The sequence below is a fragment of the Pedobacter africanus genome (assembly GCF_040548825.1).
Classification (GTDB): domain Bacteria; phylum Bacteroidota; class Bacteroidia; order Sphingobacteriales; family Sphingobacteriaceae; genus Pedobacter; species Pedobacter africanus_A.
Window position 1 is genome coordinate 939,060 of sequence record NZ_JBEPSL010000001.1, and the last position, 21,031, is coordinate 960,090.

Here is a 21,031-nt window from a genome sequence, read left to right on the forward strand (position 1 = left end):
TTAGCTTAAAAAAAGCCGGAAAGTGGTGGTACACAATCCGGCGGAAGTTTGAGCAAACCCTTCCTTAGGGGCAGATGCCGGTAAGGATAAAAATAGACCAACTATTCACGATCAACTCAAACCATTCAAAAGTATGAATAAAAATGCTTTTAATTCAGGTATGCCTAGATTTAGGCTGCCTGCTAAACTATTTTTAATTATGAAACTAGCTACTTTCATAATGATCCTCACACTTGCGCAAGTAAATGCAGCTAGTTTTGCGCAGCGACTCAACTACAGCAAGAAAGCTGCCAGCTTAACTGATATCTTCACTGAAATCAAGAAACAGACCGGATATCATGTGTTTTATGCAGATGAAAAAGTCAATGTCAATAGAAAACTGGATGTAGATTTTAAAAATGTAAGCCTGAAAACTGTGCTCGATCTGGTTGTAAAAGGGCATCCGATAGAATATTCTATTGATTCCCGGAACATCATTATTAAACCTAAGGAATCCTCCCTGATTGATAAAGTCCTGGAGATTTTCAAAACCATTGATGTCAAAGGCCGGGTGCTGGACGAAGAAGGAAAGCCACTTGCCGGGGCCACCATATTCATTATGCAGGAAGCAGAAGAGGTGAGCTTTGTTCAGGAAGATGGCCTGAACCTGATGGCTAAGAAGTTTAAAGTTGCAGGGGTAACCAATGCCTCGGGAGAATTTTCAATCCGGAATGTAGATGAAAATGCCTTTCTCATGATTTCCTATATCGGGTATATGCCCAGGCGTGTGAAGGTTGCTAAAGACCTGGGAGACATCTCGATGGATTTGCAGTCAGGCAAGCTGGTTGAAGTGAAGGTTACGGTCAATACCGGTTACCAAACCCTTTCCAAAGAGCGCAGTGCGGGGTCTTTTGCCAAACCTGATATGAGTATCATTGAAAGCCGGACTGGTAGCATGAATATTTTACAGCGACTGGATGGCCTTGTAGCCGGCTTAACAGTAAACAACGCACCAAGTGCAAGTCAGAGCCCATTCCTGATCCGTGGTTTATCTACCGTTGGTATTCCGGCAGATAATGAATTTGGAGCTTATGTAGGTACCAATAGGAGCCCGTTGTTTGTGGTGGATGGCATTGCGCTGGACGATTTGTCTGCTGTTAATCCTCAGGATGTGGCCGACGTTACCGTTTTAAAAGATGCTACTGCTGCTTCCATATGGGGTGCACGTGCCTCCAATGGGGTCATCGTTATCGTCACTAAAAGAGGACTCAAAGGCGACCGCATACGGGTAAACTATGATGCTTTCATGAATTTTCAGGGGAAGCCCGATCTGGACTATTTGCCTACCTTAAACAGCCGGCAATTTATACAGGCTGCTACAGAACTTTTTGACCCGGTACTCAATCCCTGGGAAAGTGTGGCTGAATTTGGCTCTTCAGGTACCGGGGTTGCACCTCATGAATTGATTTTATACAACAGGTACCGCGGACTAACCACTGCAGCGCAAGCCAGCTCCAGCCTGGACAGTCTGTCGGGAATCAATAACCGCCAGCAGATCAAAGATCTTTGGTACCGTAATGCTTCTTTAATGAACCATACGCTTTCTTTATCGGGCGGTAGCAACAACTATACTTTTTACGGTTCTGCAGCTTATACCAATACCACCAGCAACCGTCCTGGTGAGCAAAACAACAGTTATAAAATCAATGTCAGACAAGACATTTCCCTCGGTAAATATGTGCAGCTTAACTTGATCACCGATCTGAGCAATACCATTACCAGCAGCCACCGGAACATAGAGATCGATAACAAATTCTATCCTTATCAATTGTTCAGGGATGCTGCGGGAAATAACATTTCCATGCCTTATATGCAGTTTTTAAGTGAAGAAAACAGAATTGACTTCCAAAACCGTAGCCGCATTAGCATGGATTACAATCCATTGGACGAGTACAATTATGGGTACAGTAAAAATAATGGCATTCTGAGCCGTAATATTTTAGGTCTCAATGTGAACCTGGTTAAAGGTTTGAAATTTGAGGGTACCTATGGCTATATCAAAGGTAGCGGAAAGGGAGAGCGTTATGAGGACACCAAAAGTTATAAGGTCAGGAGTGAACTTCTTGAGTTTACCGTAGCGCCCGATGCAACTTCCAGCCCGGTTTATTATTTACCCAATAGCGGAGGGCGTTACACCACTACCAACCTGAATCAGCAAAACTGGACCATCAGGAACCAATTGAGCTACAACAACAGCTGGAAACAAGATGTACACCAGTTAAGTGTATTACTGGGGCAGGAAGCGCAACAACAATTGGAATCCAGGAATGGAAGTACCGTTAGGGGCTATAATGAATTGCTGCAAACTTATGCCTCAATAGATTATGCTACCCTGGGTGTAACCGGTGTAGCGGGTCCGCTTATGCCCAACAATTTTGGAAGAAGCTTGTTGCCTGATGATGCTTTCAACCAGTCTGAATACCAGACCCGGTTTTCTTCTTATTATGCCAACATGGCCTATACCTACAACCGCAAATATTCTATCAATAGCAGTTTCCGGATAGACAAGAGCAATCTGTTTGGCCTGGACAAATCGGCGCAGAATAAACCGGTTTGGAGCATAGGAGGGAAGTGGTTACTGGGGCAGGAAGGTTTTATGGCACCAGTTTCCTGGTTAAATACCCTGGCCTTACGGGCAACCTATGGCATCACTGGTAATTCACCAGTACCTGGTACTGCGGCCTCTTTTGATATTTTGCAGACGCAGAGGAGTAACTTTTTGCCTGGTGGAGCGGGGCTTCGAATAGCCACTGCATCCAACGCCAAACTTACCTGGGAGAGTACGCAAACCATTAACCTTGGACTTGATTTCTCCGCATGGGAAAATCGTTTGGGCGGTTCCATTGATGCCTATCAAAAGAAAACCAGTAACCTGCTGGGCAATCTGCCAACCAATATTTTTACCGGGTATTCCAGTATCATCGGTAACCTTGGCGATTTGCAGAATAAGGGCATAGAACTGAGCTTAAATTCTGCCAACATCCGCCAGGGGCGATTCAAATGGAATACCATTTTGAATATTGCCTATAACAAGAATACCATTACCAAACTTAATTTAAGTACACCGGTTACCCAGGCCAGTGAGCGGATTTATAATAACTATGTAGCCAATTATCCTGCATTTGCCGTTTTTGCTTACCGTTTTGTTGGATTGGATGAGATGGGTGACCCCCAGATCAAACTGGCTGACGGTACAATAACCAAAACTCCGTACGTAGCCAAACCGGATGACCTCAGGTTTATGGGAACTTACCAGCCCATATGGAATGGCGGCTTATCGAATGTATTTAGCTATGGTGGTTTTGGTCTGAGTGCCAATATGGTCTTCAGTTTGGGCCATGTCATGAGAAAAGATGTTAATGAAGCTTACAACGGAAGATTGTCGCACATCAATGTAGAAAGCCAGAGTACCGGAAGTGGTTTCAGGGGCGGTAATTTAAGGGCAGATTTTGCTGATCGCTGGCAGAAGCCCGGAGATGAGTTACACACCAATGTGCCGGCTTTTGTGGTCAATAGTTCGCTAAGTGACACCCGCAGGGATGTCAGGTACTACACCCGTGCCGATATCAATGTGGTTAGTGCCTCTTACCTGAAGTTGCGGGATATTACCTTGTCTTACGGCCTGCCTGCTTTATTCCTTAAAAAGCTTAAAGCAGACCAGGTTACCTTTCGCGCTCAGGTTTCCAACCTGATGTTGTGGAAGGCCAATAAAGATGGTATTGATCCTGAATTCCAGGAAGCAGCCTTTGCTTACCGGAGCATGCTGGTTAACCAGGGTGCGGTATCATTTGGTTTGAACGTAAAATTCTAATACACACGGAAATGAAAAATTTAGCTACAAACATCAGGATCAGGGTTACACTGGCCTTGCTGATGACCATCATTTTATCCTGTAAAAAATCCTTTCTGGAAATTACTCCCAAAGGAAAAATGATCGCACAAAAAGTGTCTGATTATAATTTGTTACTCAGTAACCTGGACCTGGTTAACATTTCTGCAAATGCCCAGGTAGTGATGGGGGATGAGGTGGTTGCCGTTGAACCTTATTTTAGTGGGGCCGAGTTAAAAACACAGCGACTTTTTCGCTGGGACGATGTGGTTTACGAACCAGATGAGAAACCCTCGGAAATTGCCGTTCCCTTACAAAATATCTATACTTTCAATAAAATTATCAACGAAGTGCCCAATGCCACGGATGGTACCGAACAGCAAAAAATGTCGATACGGGCCGAGGCTATGGCCGGCAGGGCCTGGACTTATTTCCTGCTGATCAATTACTTTGGTAAACCTTACAATACGACTACCTCTGCTACAGATCCGGGCTTCCCAATTGTGAAAGACGCCGATGTAACGGCGAATAAGTTTAGCCGGGCAACTGTACAGGAAGTCTATGATTTTATCCTCGCCGATCTGCTGGCTTCAATTCCGGACTTACCTGAAAAAACAACGCACCGTTTAAGGATGTCAAAACCTGCTGCGGAAGGTTTGTTGGGTAAAGTGTACGTTTTTATGGGTAAGTTTAACGAAGCGATTCCTCATTTTGATGCTGCCCTGAACGGTATTAAAAATTCAGCAATTCCTGTGCAGCTTTACGATTATAATGTCACTTTTGCTACGGGAGGCGACTTTTTACCCATTGATCTGTTTGGACCTACTTATCCGACAGTACCTAACAACCTGGAAAATGTATTTGGTAAGCAGGCTTTTAACAATTGGAGTTTTACCAATAACGAACTGGTAATAGATAAAAAAACTGCCGACTTATATACCGCTGCAGATTTACGGTTAAATTTCTATTCTACAGATGCTTTTTTCGGTCCTGCGTATCCTTCAGGATTGCTGCGGAAAATTGGACCGGGCAGCATTCAATTTGGCGTGGTGGTGCCTGATCTGTATTTGCTGCGGGCTGAATGCAAGGCCCGGGCAAACGACTTGCCTGGTGCTAGGGCTGATGTTGAGGCCTTGCGCAGCAAGCGGATGCCTGCGGGAAGTTTTGCTGTTCCGGCTGCCACCGCCGGACAAAAGATGCCTTTGCTAAACTACATCATGGATGAACGCCTGCGCGAATTTGCCATGAGTGGCTATCGCTGGTTCGACATGCGGCGGTTATCTGTAGATCCACTTTTCGGAACTAAAACTTTTACCCATACACTGTATTCGAATACAGGAAGCAAGACTACTTTTACTTTCCGCCCGGAGCGTTTTGTACTGCGTTTTCCGGAAAAAATAATCAATGAAAATCCAGGTATGCAAAATAACCTATAAGCATAAATCATCCATTTTTTATCAAATAATTCGAAACAGATATGTTAAAAACACTAATTACCGCAGTAATGGGCTTGCTTGCCTTTTCTGCAAATGCGCAAAACGGTTTTTCCATCAAAGGAAAAGTGGCCCCGGAATACAACGGACAAAAAGTATTGCTGGATTATCGGGACAAAGGCAAGATGGTTAAAGATTCTGCCATTGTCAAAAATGGGAGTTTTTTACTGCAAGGCAAAGTGGGAGAAGTTGTACAGGCTAATCTGACTTTAAAGCCGCTAAAAGCAGGAAAAGCACCTTCAAACTATAAAGAAATGATGGCCGTTGATGAACAGGATTTCTTTCTTGAAAATGCTGGGTTTACTGTTGCCGGAGCAAACATTAAAACTGCCCTGATTAAAGGTGGCAAAGCACAGGCAGATTATTTATTGCTACAATCGCAATTGAAACCCCTGGAGGATAAGATGAAGCCCCTGAGCGAGCAGATGCGCCGGCTGTTCGAAGAAAAGAATGAAGCTGCTTCCAATGCACTTTTCCCGCAGTTGCGTGCCATCCGTGTAGACATGAATAAGGTGGAGGATGATTTTATTCGCCAGCATCCGGATTCCTATGTGAGCCTTAACCTGATCAATGGTAGAGGGGGCGTAATAGAGCCATCTAAATTTGAGCCGTTCTTTAATCTGCTCAGTACGCGGATGAAGAATACCAATACCGGGAAAGACCTGGCTGCCCGCCTGGCAATTGCGAAAAAAACTGATATCGGGCAGCCTGCTGTTGGTTTTACCCAGAACAATACTGCCGGGGTACCGGTATCATTGGCTTCTTTAAAAGGGAAATATGTGCTGATTGATTTCTGGGCGAGCTGGTGTGGCCCATGCCGGGCTGAAAACCCCAATGTGCTTAAAGCTTATCAGAGGTTTAAGGACAAAAATTTTGAAATCATCGCTGTTTCCCTGGATGATAAAAAAGAGGCCTGGTTAAAGGCAATTGAAACCGATGGTTTACCCTGGATCCATGTGAGTGATTTAAAAGGCTGGAAAAATGAGGTTGCTGCTTTATATGATGTTAAAGCCGTTCCGCAGAACTTTTTGCTTGGACCTGATGGTACCATTATCGCTAAGAATCTGCGCGGCGAAGAACTGGAAAGCGAACTGGCTAAATTCATCAAAAACTAATCCTGTATTGAGCTAATTCTAAAGTCATGAAAAGATATTTTTTGACCCTATGCTTTGTTTTTGGTCTGTTTAGCAGCTATGCACAGCAAGGCTATACGGTGAAAGTCAAAGTAAGCAACCGCAAAAATTATACGCCATATCTGGCGTACCCCACTACAGATAGTTATGTAGTAGATACTGCCTATACCGTGTTGAACGGTTGGATGTTATTCAAAGGTAAAGTTTCCGGAACGGCACTGGCCAGCTTTGGTTTCCGCCGGAATCCGGCAACGCAAATTGAAACCGATGGTGGTGGAATGATTCCGGGTCCTTCACTTAATTTCTTCCTCAGCAATGAAAGCATACAAATAGAGGGGGATGCAAATACGGTGTATATGGCAAAAGTAACCGGAGGAAAAGCGAACCAGGAATGGGCGGTGATTAAGGCTAAACAAAATGCCTTAACCCATCAAACCTGGACGAGCTTAAAGAAAGCATTTGATACTTATAAGCCGGGAACCGATTCACTGGTTTTTAAGCAGGCTTCTAAAATACGTGATGTCAACGCTGCAAAGGAGGAAAAACTACAGCTCGATTTTATGAAAAACTATCCAAACTCACTGGTTAGTATGTACTTTCTTGCCAATATGCAAAATTCTTTGAGTTTCGAAGCTTTAAAGGCAGCTTATACCAAATTAGGTGCGGCACATAAAAACAGCTCCTTTGCCAAAGGAATTGCAGGCAAAATTTCCAGTATGGAAGCTACGGCTATCGGTAAAAAGGCAATTCCGCTCCATAAAAAAGACATCAATGGTAAAGATGTAAATCTGGAGAGTTTAAAAGGGAAATATGTGCTGCTTGATTTCTGGGGAAGCTGGTGCGGGCCTTGTCGTTCTTCCCATCCGCACCTGAAGAAATTATATGCTAAATATAAAGCTGAGGGATTCGAAATCGTGGGGATTGCACAGGAGCAAAGCGAGAAGTTAGCAGACAATTTAAAGACCTGGAAAAAAGCAATTGCAGAGGATGGTATTGGCTGGATACAAGTGTTGAACAATGATGGCATCAAAACTTTTGATGCAGTTCGTGCCTATGGCGTAAGCGCCTTTCCAACCAAAATTTTATTGGATAAGGAAGGCAAAATCGTTGCACGTTATGTGGGGGATGGTGAGGAGATCGATGCCAAACTGCGCGCTCTTTTTGGTAAATAATTATAATTAAAAAATCAGATGAAAAAATATTTGTTGTTGAGCTGCCTGTTGTTTTGTACAGGTGCTTTATTTGCCCAGGGTATTAATTTTGACCACGGTACCTGGAAGGAAGTTTTGGCCAAGGCCAAAGCTGAAGATAAATTGGTTTTTGTTGATGTGTATACCAGCTGGTGCGGTCCGTGTAAAAAAATGGCCGCCGAGGTTTTTCCGCTTGCCGAAGTTGGGCAGGTATTCAACCCCAATTTCGTTAATTATAAAATTGATGCAGAAAAAGGAGAAGGTATTGACATTGCCAAAAAATTTGGGGTAAAGTCTTTTCCTACCTATTTGTTTGTAAACGGAGATGGCATATTGGTGTACCGTTCTGGCGGCTATAATCCGGCACCGGTTTTTTTAAAGGAAGCAGGAGTTGCGATCAAAGAAAAACATGACCCCAAACCATTGGCTTTATGGGATGATGAGTACCGGGCCGGAAAAAGGGATAAGGCTTTTTTAATCGGCTATCTAAAAAAAAGGTCGGTGGTTAAAGTGCCGAATGGGGATATCCTGGAAGAGGCTTTTCCTTTATTGAGCAAGGAAGATCTTGGGAATAAGGAATTGATGGATGCGATATTTGCTTACGATCCGAACATGACTTTTGTGCCTGGTGGTAAATTTTATCAGTACGTGATCCAAAATCACGATTCGATAGAAGGGCTCATTGGCAAAAAAGACAATTACGTATTGGCTGTAATGGATGCCGGAATGTTTCAGTATTTCAATACAGAGATCATTAAAAATAATAAAGCGCAAATGTTGCCAGTGATGCTGGCTGCACAAAAGCAGGTGATGGAATTGATGAAGCGCGAGGAAGTGGATGCAACTTTGAAAGGACTGACGCTGAGGTATTACAAGGGGACTAAGAATGCAAAGAAATTAGTTCCTGCGGCTTTAGATTATGTGAACAAGGGTTTGCTGAAACTGGATATTCCCGGAAAAATAGCTGCGGATAAAGCTGCGTTCCAGAAAATGAGGGAGCCTTATTTACGCGGGGAGCAAGATTCGACCAAAGTGGAAGGTTGGGCTGCTATGCAGCGAATCGCTGCCAATGAGCAAATGGTAGATTTATCGTACAAATTACGGGATGCCGCAGAAGCTGTTTATGCTACAGTAGATGATCCTGAAATGCTTGCTAAGGCTATTGAATGGGCAAAATTGGCCGACACCTATTTCCCTCATTTTTCTACAAAAGCGGTGTATGCTGGTTTATTGTTGAAAACCGGAAGAAAGCAGGAAGCTATAGCCCTGATGAAGGTGGCAAGTGAAGATGGTTTTATCAAAGGCGGCGATAAACAGAAAATGTTGCTGGCCAATGTTACACAGATGGAAAAGGGGGAGGTTCCTGAGCAATTGTGGTAAGCGTTTTATAACTACCGGTAGCGGCCAGCTGCTAACGCAGATGGCCGCTACCGGTTCGCCACAATCAAAAATTGGCTAAATTGAAAGGAAGAGCAGCACCGCCAGGTATGCTGTTATGCCTGCAATGAGCAGGTATTTACTGGCGCGTACAATTCCTGCAGTAAGCATAACAATGCAGCAGGCTGTTGCCCATAACACGTAGCCATAATCTGCTTTTGCCAACAGGAAAATGAGGTGTACAACGGCTATATTGCCTGCAATAAGGGCCCTTGGAATTAACTGATGCTGTATGAAGGCGAATGTTTTCATATGGGGGCAATGCTGGATTTGGTTTTTAGTTTCTTTAGTATGGCGCGTACAATGGCATACATAATAAAGCCGGCCAGTGTGCCGTTTACAATAATTGCGGCAACAAATGCAGCTTGCCGGTAACCGATAAGCATGCTGATGACTGCGATAACGATGAGTACCAGTAAAATCAATACGGTATAAATAAATGTAGTTTTTAACGGGCTTAGGGTTCTTTTCTTCTTCTTATCTGTACGGTACAGGTACACCACAAAACCACTGATGGATAAAAAGGCACTGGTTAAGCCCAGCATGGCATACAATATTTTTAGGCCCAGGCCTCCAAAATCCCCGAAATGCAAGGCTTCCTGCACGGCATACAATTTATCGGAAAAAGAGGCCTGCCTGATGTCGAACTTAAACAAAGGCTGGTAAGAGGTTTTGGAGATTACCAGCGCATTGATGTTCCTTTCGTAAATAAGCCCTTCTATGCTGCCATGTACTTCTATACTTGCCGAGCCGTCTTCGGAAGCGCGCATGTAACCGGGTTTTAATTCAGGGAATTCCTTTTTAACGGTTTTAAATACCTGGTCCCAACGTACCGTGGTTTTTGCATCTTCTTTTTTATCCATGATTGCCCTGGCTTCAAAATGGCTGGGTTCTTTTACCCCAAACCACTGCATCAGCTTGGGCAGCAGCCCAAGCCAGGCCCCGGTACAGGCAATCACAAAATTAAATGCCAGGGCACTGATGCCCAGAATTTTATGCCAGTCGGCCATCAGGATGCGGGTATTTTTTTTACGGATTTTGGGGTAGGGCTGCTTTTTCATAAAGCTGCTGTAAATGAGCATGCCTGTAATGGTAAGCACAATAAAGGCAATGCCGGCCAGGCCCACCAGCTGTCTGCCCCAAAAGCCTTCGTACAGCCGCACATGCATCTGCCGCAGGTAGTTGGCCAGCGAGTTTTGCCGGTCTCTGCTGCCTATAATCTTATCCTGGCCGGCATCAACAAACAGGAAATGAAATTTGCTGTCGGCTTTACCTTTTCCCTTTATGGCAAAACTAAAGGTGGCTGTTTGCCCGGGCTTATCGGGCATATCTATCAGCAAACCGCTCATTTTAGGGTAATCTTTTTTGGCCTGGGCCAGTGCACTGTCTATTCTGGGCGTGGTATAAGGAGAGGATGAAACCGAATAATACTGTTTCTGGATGAAAAGGTCTATTTCAGGAATAAACACGGCAATAGCCCCGGTAATACAGAGTATGCCAATAATGATGCCTGTGTATAAACCTGCCCAATGGTGTATTTTCCAGAGCAGGTTCTGGTTTTTCTTTTCCTTACTGTTCGGTTTCATCGCTTAGATGCTAAAAAGTATAACCAATACCCACCATAAAGTTACGTGGTGCGCCAGGGTATAAGCGGTTAAAATCGTATCCGCCCACCCAATGTGTTTTATTGAACACGTTATTGAGGTTGGCAGAAAGTTTGAACTTATCAATGCTGTAATACAGTGCGGCATTGAACAGGGTATATTCAGGCAGTTCAAGTCCGTTGATCAATGTGCTTAGTGTATTTCTTTTGCCAGTGTAATTGACACCCGCCCCCAATCCCAGTCCTTTTAAATCGGGGTTGACGAAGGTATATTTAGCCCATAGCCCGCCTTGTGCCTTAGGCGCATTGGCATTTAGGAAGCCAACATTTTCTGGTTTTTCGCTTTTTGTAGTCTCGGCCCTGCTGATGGCAAAATTAGCTGTAACGCTGAAGTTGGGCATAATGGAACCGTTAATATCCAGCTCTATACCTTTTGAACGTTGTTGCCCTACATTTGAATATAGATCCGGTTTGGCAGGGTCTAGCCTTAATTGGGCTAAAACATTGTTCATTTCAATTCTGTAGAAGGAAATATTGGCCGACAAGCGTTTTTCAAAAAACTCTGTCTTAGCCCCCACTTCATACATATTGCTGATCAAAGGATCAAACGGGCCACCATATATTTCAGGTGCACCTATTGTTCCTGCAACCTGTGGTTGGTACCCTTCGGTATACGTTCCGTAAAAACTAACCTGATCAAAGGGGGTATACACCAGGCCAACCCTGGGAATCAAAGCCTTTTGCTCCACGCGTTTCTCATTGTTTTTGGTATAGTTTAATACGTCGGTATAGTATTCTTGTCTGAGTCCTAACAGGGCTTGAAATTTGCCCCAGGAGATTTGGTCCTGCAGGTAAATGCCATTTACGTAATATTTAGTAGCTGCCTGTGCAACAGAAGTATTGATGTACCCTGAAATTTCGGAAATGGAGTAATCTGGGTTAACCAAATCGAAGTGAGGGACGTTTGGTTTTGGATTACCGTTTTCCATAATAAAGTCACCAGGTTTGTTTTTGTCGTAATTACCTACATTCCCATTTGTTTTGCGATAGCCGGACGCATTATAACTGGAGTTTCCAACCGGGTTTATGTTTAAAATATAGTCATAACCGGTAACTATTTTATGCTTTAAAGGGCCGGTATTAAGATCAGAAACAAAATAGAGCGTAATGTTATCATTGTAATTTTTTGCCTGCCTGCGTTGGGTGATCATCCCCATTTTTGTAGGGATGGGATTACCCGCTAAATCCGAAGCATAGCTGTTAGAGGTTCTATGTTCCAACAAATCTTCGTCGTACAGAAACTTCATGTACGACGCATTGAATGTGATCTTGTCAGTGATCTTTCTTTGCAGAGAGGTTGTCACATATATATTTAACTCATTCTCAAAATCGTTCCGTTTACCAATAGCGAAAGAAATGGGCGTTGAATTAAGATTGGTGCCAGCTGTGGCATCAAAGATTGGCTGGCCCCTGTCTAAACGACTTTTGGTTTTAGAATATACAAAATCAAAGTTTACCTGTGTTTTATCATCGGGGATAAAGGAAATGGAAGGTGCAATAACGAGATCCTCGCCACCTTGTAATACACGGAAAGATTCTGCATTCTGATAGGCCAGGTTTAAGCGGTAAAGCAAAGTCTTTGATTCGTTCATTGGTCCTGTAAAATCGGCCATCAGCCTGTTTGTATTGTAACTGCCGGTAGCAAAATTGATAGACTTGCGCGCTTCGTCCAATGGTTTTTTGGTAACAGTGTTTACTGTGCCGCCCGGATCGGTATTGGCAAACAAGGCGGATGCCGGGCCCTTGATGACCTCTATACGCTCTACATTGGGCAGCAGGGGTTGGCTCCAGCTGCTGGTTGGGGTACGCAAGCCGTTAATTAAGGCGTTGCCAGAGCGGAAGCCGCGTAAAGAGATGTCGTTGTTATAATAAGAGAAATGGGTTGCACCGCTGATGTTTCTGATCACATCGCTGGCTTTAAAGGCTTGCTGGTCGTCTATGACCTCTTTAGTTACATAGCTGATGGCCTGTGGTACGTATCTGAGCGGGGTTTCTGTTTTGGTGCCGGAAAAGGATTTCGTGTTTTTGTAAGCCTGTTCCTTTCGGCCGGTAATTTCTACACCCTGTAATTCATTGTCTTTATCCTGCAGTACCACAATTAAATACGTTTTTCCCTGCTGCAGGTTAAAGCGGGTATTGCGGGTATCGTAACCTATATAAGAAGTGGTAAAATTATAGGTACCCGGCGCAAGATCCGGGAATTCAAAAGTTCCATCCTGATCGGTTACCTGAACAATTTTTTTTTCGATAAGTTTTATGGTAGCCCCTGGTATAGGCTTGCTGTTTTTGTCGGTTATTTTACCGCTTAAAGTAAGCTGGGCAAAAGCTGCAGGTGAAAATAGGGCAAGGCCTATCAGGGAGAGCGCAGTGTAAAGAATTCTCATATACCACTTATTTAGATTAATTAAAAATAATGACAAATATAGGAAGAGTTTTGATATTGGCAATAGGAGTGAACAAAGACAAAATCAGTTTTGCCCTTTATTCCTTTACAAATGTTACAATTGTAAGTGTAACATAAGTCCCTGCCAGGCGTTTTCTAAACAATAAACTTATATAAATTGACGAAGTATGAAATGTCCAAGCTGTAATGAAACCTTATTAATGAGTGATAAAAATGGAATTGAAATAGACTATTGCCCTAATTGCCGGGGCATTTGGCTTGACCGCGGAGAACTTGATAAGATCATTGAACGCTCTGCTGCTCATTATTCCAATAAAGACAATTATCAGAAAGACCAGGATCGTTATGCTCCCCGTTATGAAGAGCGTCATTCCAAACCATACCACAAGAAAAAATCTTTTTTGGGAGATATTTTTGATTTCTAAAAGGCAAAAGCAGCTTCAATATGCGCTTTAGCCTTTATTTTTCAAAGGGTATACCAGCTCCCTTTTAGCTTCATTTACCACAAAAAAACTTTGCAATGAACCTATATTGGGCAGCCGGTTGATAAGGTAGCAGAGTATATGAAATTTGCTGTTTATACTTTTTCATTGGACAAAGTAATGGGCGATGAAGACAGGGCATTGACACTTTAAAGTATAAAGCCCCGGAAACACCTCGGGATTATTTGTAAATAACTCGACTGCAGTTATTTGTTTAAATGAGCAGGAAGCTTTACCTGGCTAAGCATAGTCTTGGCTTTTGCTACCTTTGTTAAGATATAAGGGTCGTTTGCGTGGCTTTTTTCACTTTTTACCACTTGGGCTTTGGGATAGCCTTGTTCCGTAACTCTTACAAATTTAACTGCACACATATTAATTCCTTTCATTATTATTATCAAATATATTGATTTACTCAAGGCAATTTAATTTATATCGCAAGAAATGGTTATAATTGACAGTCTTTTACCTTTTCAAAAAGATATTTCAATGGGGAACTATGCTGGATATACTGATGAAACGCTTTCCGGTCTGCTAAAAGACGGAGACCATGCTGCGTTCAACGAAATCTGGGACCGCTATAAATCAAAGCTGTATACTTTTACTTTACGCATGCTTGGCGACCGCGAAGCGTCCCGGGATCTGGTATCAGATTTATTTGTTACCATTTGGTCTAAGCGGGATGCCATTAAACTCAGTTCCTCACTTTCGTCTTATTTATATGTGTCTGCACGCAACAGGGCGTTTGATGTGATCTCGCGCAGAAAAGTTGAAGGTAGGTATATAGACAGTTTTCAACACTACCTGGATAGGGGCGAAGACAATGCCGACCACCTGGTAAGGAGTAAGGAAATGGCTGCAATGATTGATGCTGAAATCCACGCTTTACCAGAAAAAATGCGCGAAATTTTCCTGCTTTCCAGAGAAACCCAACTGTCAAGAGCTGAGATTTCGCAACGGCTGGGCGTTTCTGAGGAAACGGTAAAAAATCAGATGCATAAGGCGTTAAAACTCCTGAAGTCCCGTTTGGGTGCTGCATTTATTTTGATCTTTTTTTAAAAAAAATCATAGTCGCATAACCCTAAGTGGTATGCTCTCCGTCCTAAGTACAGATTGCCCAGAATGCAATCCCGATTTCAGATGGAAAACAAAGATGCTAAATCTATTTTTGCGCGGCTAGAAGCTGGTGAGGCTACAGAAGAAGAGCAAAAATTGGTTAAAGAATGGTTACTTTTTGGGGAACTTCCGGCCAGCGGTGTTTCAAGGGAGGAACTGCTGTCGGATATAGCGTTGATGGACAAGCAGGTTCGCCTGCCTGTTTCGGTAAAGGGTAGGGTCCGGCTGTGGCCGCGTATTTCAGGCATCGCCGCTGCGGTAGCGCTTATCACATTTGGCATTTGGTTTTATAGCAGCCGCTTTAAAGATACCGCCGGCACAGAACTTGCCATGGCAGCTAAAAACATTGCCCCGGGTAAACAAGGTGCTACGCTTACACTAGCTAATGGCAAAAAGATCAGATTAACTGATCAGGCCTATGGACAGCTGGCCGAAGAAGCTGGCGTTCAGATCAACAAAACTGCAGGTGGACAAGTGGTATATGAAATAAAAGGCAGACAGTCTGAAAGTAATAAAATAAATACCCTCTCAACGGCCAAAGGTGAAACCTATATGATAACCTTGCCAGATAAATCAAAAGTCTGGCTTAACGCCGCTTCGAGTTTAACTTATTCTGCCAGCCTAAATGAGCGTGGGTTGCGCAGGGTAAGGCTCGAGGGCGAGGCTTATTTCGAAGTTGCAAAAGACAAAAAACATCCATTCATAGTAGAAACAACGAAGCAGACTGTTAAAGTTCTGGGCACACACTTTAACATCAGCTCTTATTTTGATGACCGGTCAACTAAAACCACACTAATTGAAGGATCAGTACAAATCAATAAGGGTACAGTACTTAGGCCAGGAGAACAGGCAAACATACTGGTGGACAAGAAAATAGCTGTTTACAAAGTTGACGTAGAGAAAGCAATAGCCTGGAAAACCGGCAGGTTTATGTTTGAAAATGAAAAGATTGAATCTATTATGCGGCAATTGGCCAGGTGGTATAATGTCGAAGTTGTTTATCAGGATGACGTACAAGATATTCCATTTACAGCATTCATCAGTAAGTATGATGATATTTCTACGATCCTGGATAAAATTACCTATACACAGAATATTCACTTCAAAATTGAGGGAAGGAGGGTCATCGTGATGAAATAGAAGTCTACGTAAAAAGGGTAGATCAGAAAAAAGCGGAGGTAATTGGGACTACCACCGCTTTAAATGCCTGGTTCTGCCAAATCATTCCTTCAAGAGAACTAACTATCAACTAGAACCAAACAATCAAAATTAATGAAAATTAATGGAAAATTTGGAGGATATCCTTTTTGGGGCATACCTCCTAAAATATTGCGGATTATGACCTCGAACCCGTTCTTTTGGGTGAGAAGCCATTACACCTTAAAACAATTTTTACGCGCGATGAAACTAACGGCCATTGTAATGTTAGTGTTCCTGGTACAGGTAAGTGCCTTAACCAAAGCACAAATTACACTCAATGAGAAAGGAACATCTTTGCAAAAAGTCCTGGAAAAGATCAGCAAACAAACTGGCTATGACCTGGTGTACTCCAATCTGGATTTTAAGCATACAAAACCAGTTACATTAACACTGAGTAATGTAAGTATAGATGCTGCTTTACAGGCAGCGTTCAAAGAGCAGCCGGTAATGTATCAGGTTTCCGGAAAAACACTGATGATTAAAAAGAAAGATGAGCCTTCCTTTCTGGAGAGGATTGTTGATCGTTTTGCTGCTATTGATGTGCGCGGCCGTGTGGTGGATGAAGCGAAAAATCCGCTGCCAGGGGCAACTGTAAAGGTTAAAGGGAAGAACCAAATGACCAAAACGAACAGCAATGGCGAGTTTAGGCTGGCTGATGTCGAGGAAAATTCCGTATTGGAGATTAGCTATGTTGGCTACAGAACCCGGGAAGTTAAGGCGGCCGCGCAGCTGGGAACTTTAATAATGGAGATCGGAAACAGCCAACTGGATGAATTATCTGTTGTTTCTACCGGATATCAGGGCCTGCCAAAGGAAAGGGCTACAGGATCATTCTCTAAGGTGGATAATGATACCTTCAATAGGCAAATATCCACCGACGTCATCAGCAGGTTGAAGGGTATAGCGCCCTCTATCTTTTTTGATGAACGTTCGGTCAATCCAAAGTTAACGATTCGTGGGCAGGCAACAATCTTTGGAAATGATCAGCCACTCATTGTTGTGGACAATTTTCCGTACGAGGGAGATATCAGGAACATCAATCCGAATGATATTGAAGATATTGATATCCTAAAAGATGCGGCAGCTGCTTCTATCTGGGGTGTCAGGGCAGGAAATGGAGTTATTGTAATCAAAACCAAAAAGGGAAAGGCCAACCAACCCATGAATATTAGTATAACTGCTAATAACACTTTTGGCGAACGTCCTGACCTTTGGTACGTCTCGCGGATGAAGCCAACTGATCTTATAGATATAGAAAAGATGTTATTTGAAAAAGGGGCATACAATACTATTATTAGTAACACAACTGTCAACAGACCCTACTCTCCGGTAATAGAAATCCTGAACGATCAAAAGAACAATCGCATAACGGCGAATGAGGCTAAGACCAGGATAGATGCTCTACGTAATTATGACCTAAGAAAGGACATGCACGATTATCTTTACCAGACCTCTTTAAACCAGCAGTATGCTGTTAATCTTAGTGGTGGTTCGGAGAAATATACCTATTATTTTTCTTCGGGTTTTGATAAAAATCGTGGTGCAGAGATAGGAAATAGCCTGAGTAGGATAAGCCTGAACAGCAATCAGGTTTTTAAACCTTTAAAAAACCTGGAGATTAGCGCGGGTCTTGCCTACAACCAAAATACTCAGACCACAACAAATGTGGTTTCAATGCTCAATAACATGGGGCAGGAAAAGATGTACCCATATGCCCGTCTTGTGGATGATAATGGCAACCCAGCCGTGGTAACTAAAGATCACAGTACTGTGTTGAAACAAAAAGCCTTGACGGAGGGCCTATTGAACTGGGATTTTTTGCCCTTAAAAGAACTGGCGCTACAAGACAATAAATATAGACAAAGTGAGATGCGCTTAAATACGGCTGTAAAATATGCGATTCTTCCACAGTTGTCGGCAGAAGCCAGGTTTCAGTATGAAAACCAGTTAGGCCGACGGCGTAATTTTTATGATCAGGAAAGCTATGCCATGCGCGATCAGATTAATAAGTATACCACGTTTACAAATGGGGTAATGACCCGTAATATACCTTTGGGCGGCAGACTGGATAATACAAATACAGAACTCAATGCGCTTAACGGACGGTTTCAGTTAAACTACGATCAGAAATGGAATAAACATCAGGTCAATGCTATTGGAGGTTTTGAGGTAAGGGAAACTAAATCCAGCGGAATAAGTTCTAGGCAATATGGTTTTGATCCAAATGTGGGTTCAAGCATGCTGGTAGACTACCTAACACGCTTCACCCAGTATGGTAAGGGGGGATCTGCTACGATTTCAAATTCTGACAGTTACTCCGGTACAGTAGATAGGATACGGTCCTACTATATGAATGGCGCCTATAACTATGATTTGCGTTATGTTATTTCTGCAAGTGCCAGGATAGATCAATCCAATCTTTTTGGAGCGCAGACCAACCAAAAATCTGTGCCTTTATGGTCGGTCGGAATGAAATGGAATGTAAACAAAGAGGAGTTTTATAAATTAGACTGGTTGCCGGAATTGAGTTTACGGTCTACTTACGGATACAGCGGAAATATTGACAGGACCACTACTGCTTATACCACTGCCCGCCTTTCCAGAAATAGTAACAATAGCCTCCCTAACGCAGATCTGGTAACTCCGCCCAATAAAGAACTTCGTTGGGAAAGAAATGCCATGTGGAATATTGGCCTTGACTTTGGTTTTAAACATAATCGGCTTATAGGAAGTATAGAATATTTCAACAGAACAGGTACAGACCTGATAGGCAATGGTGAAATAGATCCAACCACTGGTTTTACTTCTTATAGGGGCAATGTGGCCAATATGAAAGGCAGGGGTATAGATTTGGAGATAAACTCGATTAATATTAGATCGAAAAGTTTCAATTGGCAGACTTCGGCGATCTTTTCCTATGCAAAAGACGAAATAACCAAATACCAACGAATTGCTACCATCAGCAGTTTTATCAGTGTTAACGATTTCAGTATTGGCCGTACACCAAGTGGTTACGCACCGGTAGTAGGGCGGCCGTTATTTAGTGTTTATTCCTATCCATGGGCAGGTTTGGATCCTAATACGGGACAGCCAAGAGGTTATTTGAATGGCGATCCATCTTCTCAATACTCGCAGATCACCTCATATTTAAGCCAGGATCCCGCTAACAATCTGATCTTTAATGGCAATGCGTTGGCACCGTATTTCGGTGCGTTGCGTAATACGTTTGACTATAAAGGGATAGAACTTTCCTTCAACATCACCTACCGGTTTGGTTATTATTTCAGGAGCAATACGATCATGTACTCGGCATTATATACTTATTTTGATCACGGTGATTTTTACAGACGCTGGCAGAAACCTGGAGATGAGTTAATTACCAATGTGCCTGCTATGAGGTATCCGGCCGATCTGCAAGCTGATGATTATTATCGTTTTTCAGAAGCAATGATCAGCAAAGGTGATCATATCCGTCTTCAGGATTTGACACTTGCATATAATTTTAGGGGTGTAGCCTTGCAAAAACTGAAGATCAAAAACCTGAAGTTGTTTGCCTATGCCAATAATCTGGGCATTTTATGGAGGGCCAATAAGGTAAATATGGATCCTGACTTTCCAACGATGAAACCTGCTCGAACACTTGCGTTTGGCATAAACTGTGGATTTTAACGATACTGATTATGAAAAGAAGTTTTTTTTACACCGTACTATCGGCGTTTCTTTTATTACTTTCCTCCTGTAGCAAAGAATGGCTGGAGGAAAAACAGGATATTAAGCTGGTTATTCCCCAAACACTGAGCGACCTGAATCTGTTGATGAATTCCAATAGGTTCAGTTATGATGGCCGTGGATCTTCCGAAGCCTCAAATGATGATTTTGAAATGACCCTGGAGGAATTTAATTCCCTATGGTATGATTTTGAACGTAAACTGATTACCTGGAATATTGATGAATTTCCAAAATTAGGATCCGTAGAATATCAGGAAGAATGGGATTATCCATATGCTCAGGTACAAGCCTGTAATGTGGCCTTAAAAGCCCTTGAAAAAATTCAGAGAACTGAAAGCAATGCCTCCATATACGACCGCCTTAAAGGTACAGCGTTGTATCACAGGGCAAGAGCCTTCATGAACGTTGCGATGACTTTTTGCAAGTACTATGATCCTGTTACTGCCGGTACCGATCTGGGAATCCCGTTAAAACTGGATGAAAATATCAATGAACCGATTTTCAGAAGTACCTTGGCAGAAACCTATCAGCAGATCACAAAAGATCTTGCGGCGGCGGCAGGTCTATTACCTGAAAACCAGATATCAGTTACTCATATTACCAAGGGAGGGGCTTATGCATTGCTGGCTAGAACTTACCTGTATATGAACGCCTATCAACATGCTTTAGAAAATGCTGATTTGTCCCTCAGATATCATCCCTTCCTGGATGATTATAATAAAATAGATCCTGCGCCCTCATATCCGTTAGCAAATAACAGCAAGGAAACACATATCAGAATAGAAATGACTGTCGGCTATGGCAGTGCCGGTTTTACTTCAGCGGTGCCAAATGAATTGTATCAGCTATACAGCGATAATGACTTGAGGAAAACCCTATTTTTTAAGGTGCAGAACGGAAGGGCTTTTTGGAGAGGAGAATTGGTAAATAACAATCTCTCAGGAACTGCAACAGATGAAGTATTGCTTATTGGAGCAGAATGTGCAGCTAGGCTCAATAATAAAGAAAAAGCCATGGCGCTGCTCAATACCTTGCTCGAAAAGAGGTTGAAAACCGGAACATTTATACCCTTAAGTGCCGGGAACAATGAGGAAGCATTGGATATTATCCTAACGGAAAGAAGGAAGGAGCTTTTGAAGAGAGGATTACGTTTTCAGGATCTCAAGAGGTTAAATAAAGAAAACAGGTACGCCAAAACAATCGTCAGAAAAATTGGTGACAAGACTTATGTGCTTCCACCAAATGACAAACGTTATGTTTTTCCAATTCCGCAGTATATTATTAATTACAACGGCATACAACAGAATCCACGTTAAAGA

General features: G+C 42.8%; 14 protein-coding genes. 10 read left to right on the forward strand and 4 right to left on the reverse strand.

Annotated features, from left to right (window positions below; all coding sequences use genetic code 11):
- Nucleotides 1-199: 199 nt before the first annotated feature.
- The 5 genes from ABIE26_RS03795 to ABIE26_RS03815 are packed head-to-tail and all read left to right on the forward strand — an operon-like array spanning nt 200 to nt 9,064.
- Nucleotides 200-3,850, forward strand: coding sequence for a SusC/RagA family TonB-linked outer membrane protein (locus tag ABIE26_RS03795; protein ID WP_310139858.1), 3,651 nt, complete (start codon nt 200-202; stop codon nt 3,848-3,850).
- Between the two features lie 11 nt (nt 3,851-3,861).
- Nucleotides 3,862-5,304: a RagB/SusD family nutrient uptake outer membrane protein gene (locus tag ABIE26_RS03800; protein WP_310139857.1), complete on the forward strand. Its 1,443-nt coding sequence runs from the start codon at nt 3,862-3,864 to the stop codon at nt 5,302-5,304.
- A 41-nt stretch (nt 5,305-5,345) separates the two neighbouring features.
- On the forward strand, nt 5,346-6,476 hold the full coding sequence (locus ABIE26_RS03805) for a TlpA disulfide reductase family protein (RefSeq protein ID WP_310139856.1): 1,131 nt from the start codon (nt 5,346-5,348) through the stop codon (nt 6,474-6,476).
- Nucleotides 6,477-6,502: 26 nt separating this feature from the next.
- Entirely contained in the window at nt 6,503-7,666 is a 1,164-nt protein-coding gene (locus ABIE26_RS03810) for a TlpA disulfide reductase family protein (protein WP_310139854.1), read from the forward strand.
- Between the two features lie 18 nt (nt 7,667-7,684).
- Complete coding sequence (locus ABIE26_RS03815; RefSeq protein WP_310139852.1) at nt 7,685-9,064, forward strand: thioredoxin family protein; 1,380 nt, start codon at nt 7,685-7,687, stop codon at nt 9,062-9,064.
- A gap of 75 nt (nt 9,065-9,139) precedes the next feature.
- Here the strand turns inward: ABIE26_RS03815 and ABIE26_RS03820 are convergent, their stop codons facing one another.
- The 3 genes from ABIE26_RS03820 to ABIE26_RS03830 are packed head-to-tail and all read right to left on the reverse strand — an operon-like array spanning nt 9,140 to nt 13,168.
- On the reverse strand, nt 9,140-9,373 hold the full coding sequence (locus ABIE26_RS03820; RefSeq protein ID WP_310139849.1) for a hypothetical protein: 234 nt from the start codon (nt 9,371-9,373) through the stop codon (nt 9,140-9,142).
- Nucleotides 9,370-10,707, reverse strand: a complete 1,338-nt coding sequence (locus ABIE26_RS03825; RefSeq protein ID WP_310139846.1) for a PepSY-associated TM helix domain-containing protein — start codon at nt 10,705-10,707, stop codon at nt 9,370-9,372. Before ABIE26_RS03825 ends, ABIE26_RS03820 begins: the two co-directional genes overlap by 4 nt.
- A gap of 10 nt (nt 10,708-10,717) precedes the next feature.
- Nucleotides 10,718-13,168 (reverse strand): TonB-dependent receptor, encoded by a 2,451-nt coding sequence (locus tag ABIE26_RS03830; protein ID WP_310139844.1) that lies wholly within the window; start codon nt 13,166-13,168, stop codon nt 10,718-10,720.
- 187 nt (nt 13,169-13,355) lie between these two features.
- Here ABIE26_RS03830 and ABIE26_RS03835 point away from each other — a divergent pair, with 187 nt between their 5' ends.
- Nucleotides 13,356-13,613 (forward strand): zf-TFIIB domain-containing protein, encoded by a 258-nt coding sequence (locus ABIE26_RS03835; protein ID WP_310139841.1) that lies wholly within the window; start codon nt 13,356-13,358, stop codon nt 13,611-13,613.
- 263 nt (nt 13,614-13,876) lie between these two features.
- Here ABIE26_RS03835 and ABIE26_RS03840 read toward each other — a convergent pair whose 3' ends face one another.
- The gene (locus ABIE26_RS03840) at nt 13,877-14,056 is read right to left on the reverse strand and encodes a hypothetical protein (protein WP_310139838.1); all 180 of its coding nucleotides are present in this window, start codon (nt 14,054-14,056) and stop codon (nt 13,877-13,879) included.
- Nucleotides 14,057-14,156: 100 nt separating this feature from the next.
- On the opposite strand from ABIE26_RS03840, the gene ABIE26_RS03845 reads away from it, so the two are divergent.
- The 4 genes from ABIE26_RS03845 to ABIE26_RS03860 all read left to right on the forward strand — a co-directional run bounded on the left by ABIE26_RS03845 (nt 14,157) and on the right by ABIE26_RS03860 (nt 21,028).
- The gene (locus ABIE26_RS03845) at nt 14,157-14,726 is read left to right on the forward strand and encodes an RNA polymerase sigma factor (protein ID WP_310139837.1); all 570 of its coding nucleotides are present in this window, start codon (nt 14,157-14,159) and stop codon (nt 14,724-14,726) included.
- 81 nt (nt 14,727-14,807) lie between these two features.
- Nucleotides 14,808-15,923 (forward strand): FecR family protein, encoded by a 1,116-nt coding sequence (locus ABIE26_RS03850; RefSeq protein ID WP_310139835.1) that lies wholly within the window; start codon nt 14,808-14,810, stop codon nt 15,921-15,923.
- 132 nt (nt 15,924-16,055) lie between these two features.
- Nucleotides 16,056-19,652, forward strand: coding sequence for a SusC/RagA family TonB-linked outer membrane protein (locus tag ABIE26_RS03855; protein WP_310139832.1), 3,597 nt, complete (start codon nt 16,056-16,058; stop codon nt 19,650-19,652).
- Nucleotides 19,653-19,663: 11 nt separating this feature from the next.
- Entirely contained in the window at nt 19,664-21,028 is a 1,365-nt protein-coding gene (locus ABIE26_RS03860) for a RagB/SusD family nutrient uptake outer membrane protein (protein ID WP_310139829.1), read from the forward strand.
- Nucleotides 21,029-21,031: the final 3 nt, after the last annotated feature.

What these genes read in the sequence shown, in the direction of transcription:
- ABIE26_RS03795 (WP_310139858.1), top strand. Translation starts at nt 200, where the DNA reads ATGAAACTAGCTACTTTCATAATGATCCTCACACTTGCGCAAGTAAAT.
- ABIE26_RS03800 (WP_310139857.1), top strand. Translation starts at nt 3,862, where the DNA reads ATGAAAAATTTAGCTACAAACATCAGGATCAGGGTTACACTGGCCTTG.
- ABIE26_RS03805 (WP_310139856.1), top strand. Translation starts at nt 5,346, where the DNA reads ATGTTAAAAACACTAATTACCGCAGTAATGGGCTTGCTTGCCTTTTCT.
- ABIE26_RS03810 (WP_310139854.1), top strand. Translation starts at nt 6,503, where the DNA reads ATGAAAAGATATTTTTTGACCCTATGCTTTGTTTTTGGTCTGTTTAGC.
- ABIE26_RS03815 (WP_310139852.1), top strand. Translation starts at nt 7,685, where the DNA reads ATGAAAAAATATTTGTTGTTGAGCTGCCTGTTGTTTTGTACAGGTGCT.
- ABIE26_RS03820 (WP_310139849.1), bottom strand. Translation starts at nt 9,373, where the DNA reads ATGAAAACATTCGCCTTCATACAGCATCAGTTAATTCCAAGGGCCCTT.
- ABIE26_RS03825 (WP_310139846.1), bottom strand. Translation starts at nt 10,707, where the DNA reads ATGAAACCGAACAGTAAGGAAAAGAAAAACCAGAACCTGCTCTGGAAA.
- ABIE26_RS03830 (WP_310139844.1), bottom strand. Translation starts at nt 13,168, where the DNA reads ATGAGAATTCTTTACACTGCGCTCTCCCTGATAGGCCTTGCCCTATTT.
- ABIE26_RS03835 (WP_310139841.1), top strand. Translation starts at nt 13,356, where the DNA reads ATGAAATGTCCAAGCTGTAATGAAACCTTATTAATGAGTGATAAAAAT.
- ABIE26_RS03840 (WP_310139838.1), bottom strand. Translation starts at nt 14,056, where the DNA reads ATGAAAGGAATTAATATGTGTGCAGTTAAATTTGTAAGAGTTACGGAA.
- ABIE26_RS03845 (WP_310139837.1), top strand. Translation starts at nt 14,157, where the DNA reads ATGGGGAACTATGCTGGATATACTGATGAAACGCTTTCCGGTCTGCTA.
- ABIE26_RS03850 (WP_310139835.1), top strand. Translation starts at nt 14,808, where the DNA reads ATGGAAAACAAAGATGCTAAATCTATTTTTGCGCGGCTAGAAGCTGGT.
- ABIE26_RS03855 (WP_310139832.1), top strand. Translation starts at nt 16,056, where the DNA reads ATGAAAATTAATGGAAAATTTGGAGGATATCCTTTTTGGGGCATACCT.
- ABIE26_RS03860 (WP_310139829.1), top strand. Translation starts at nt 19,664, where the DNA reads ATGAAAAGAAGTTTTTTTTACACCGTACTATCGGCGTTTCTTTTATTA.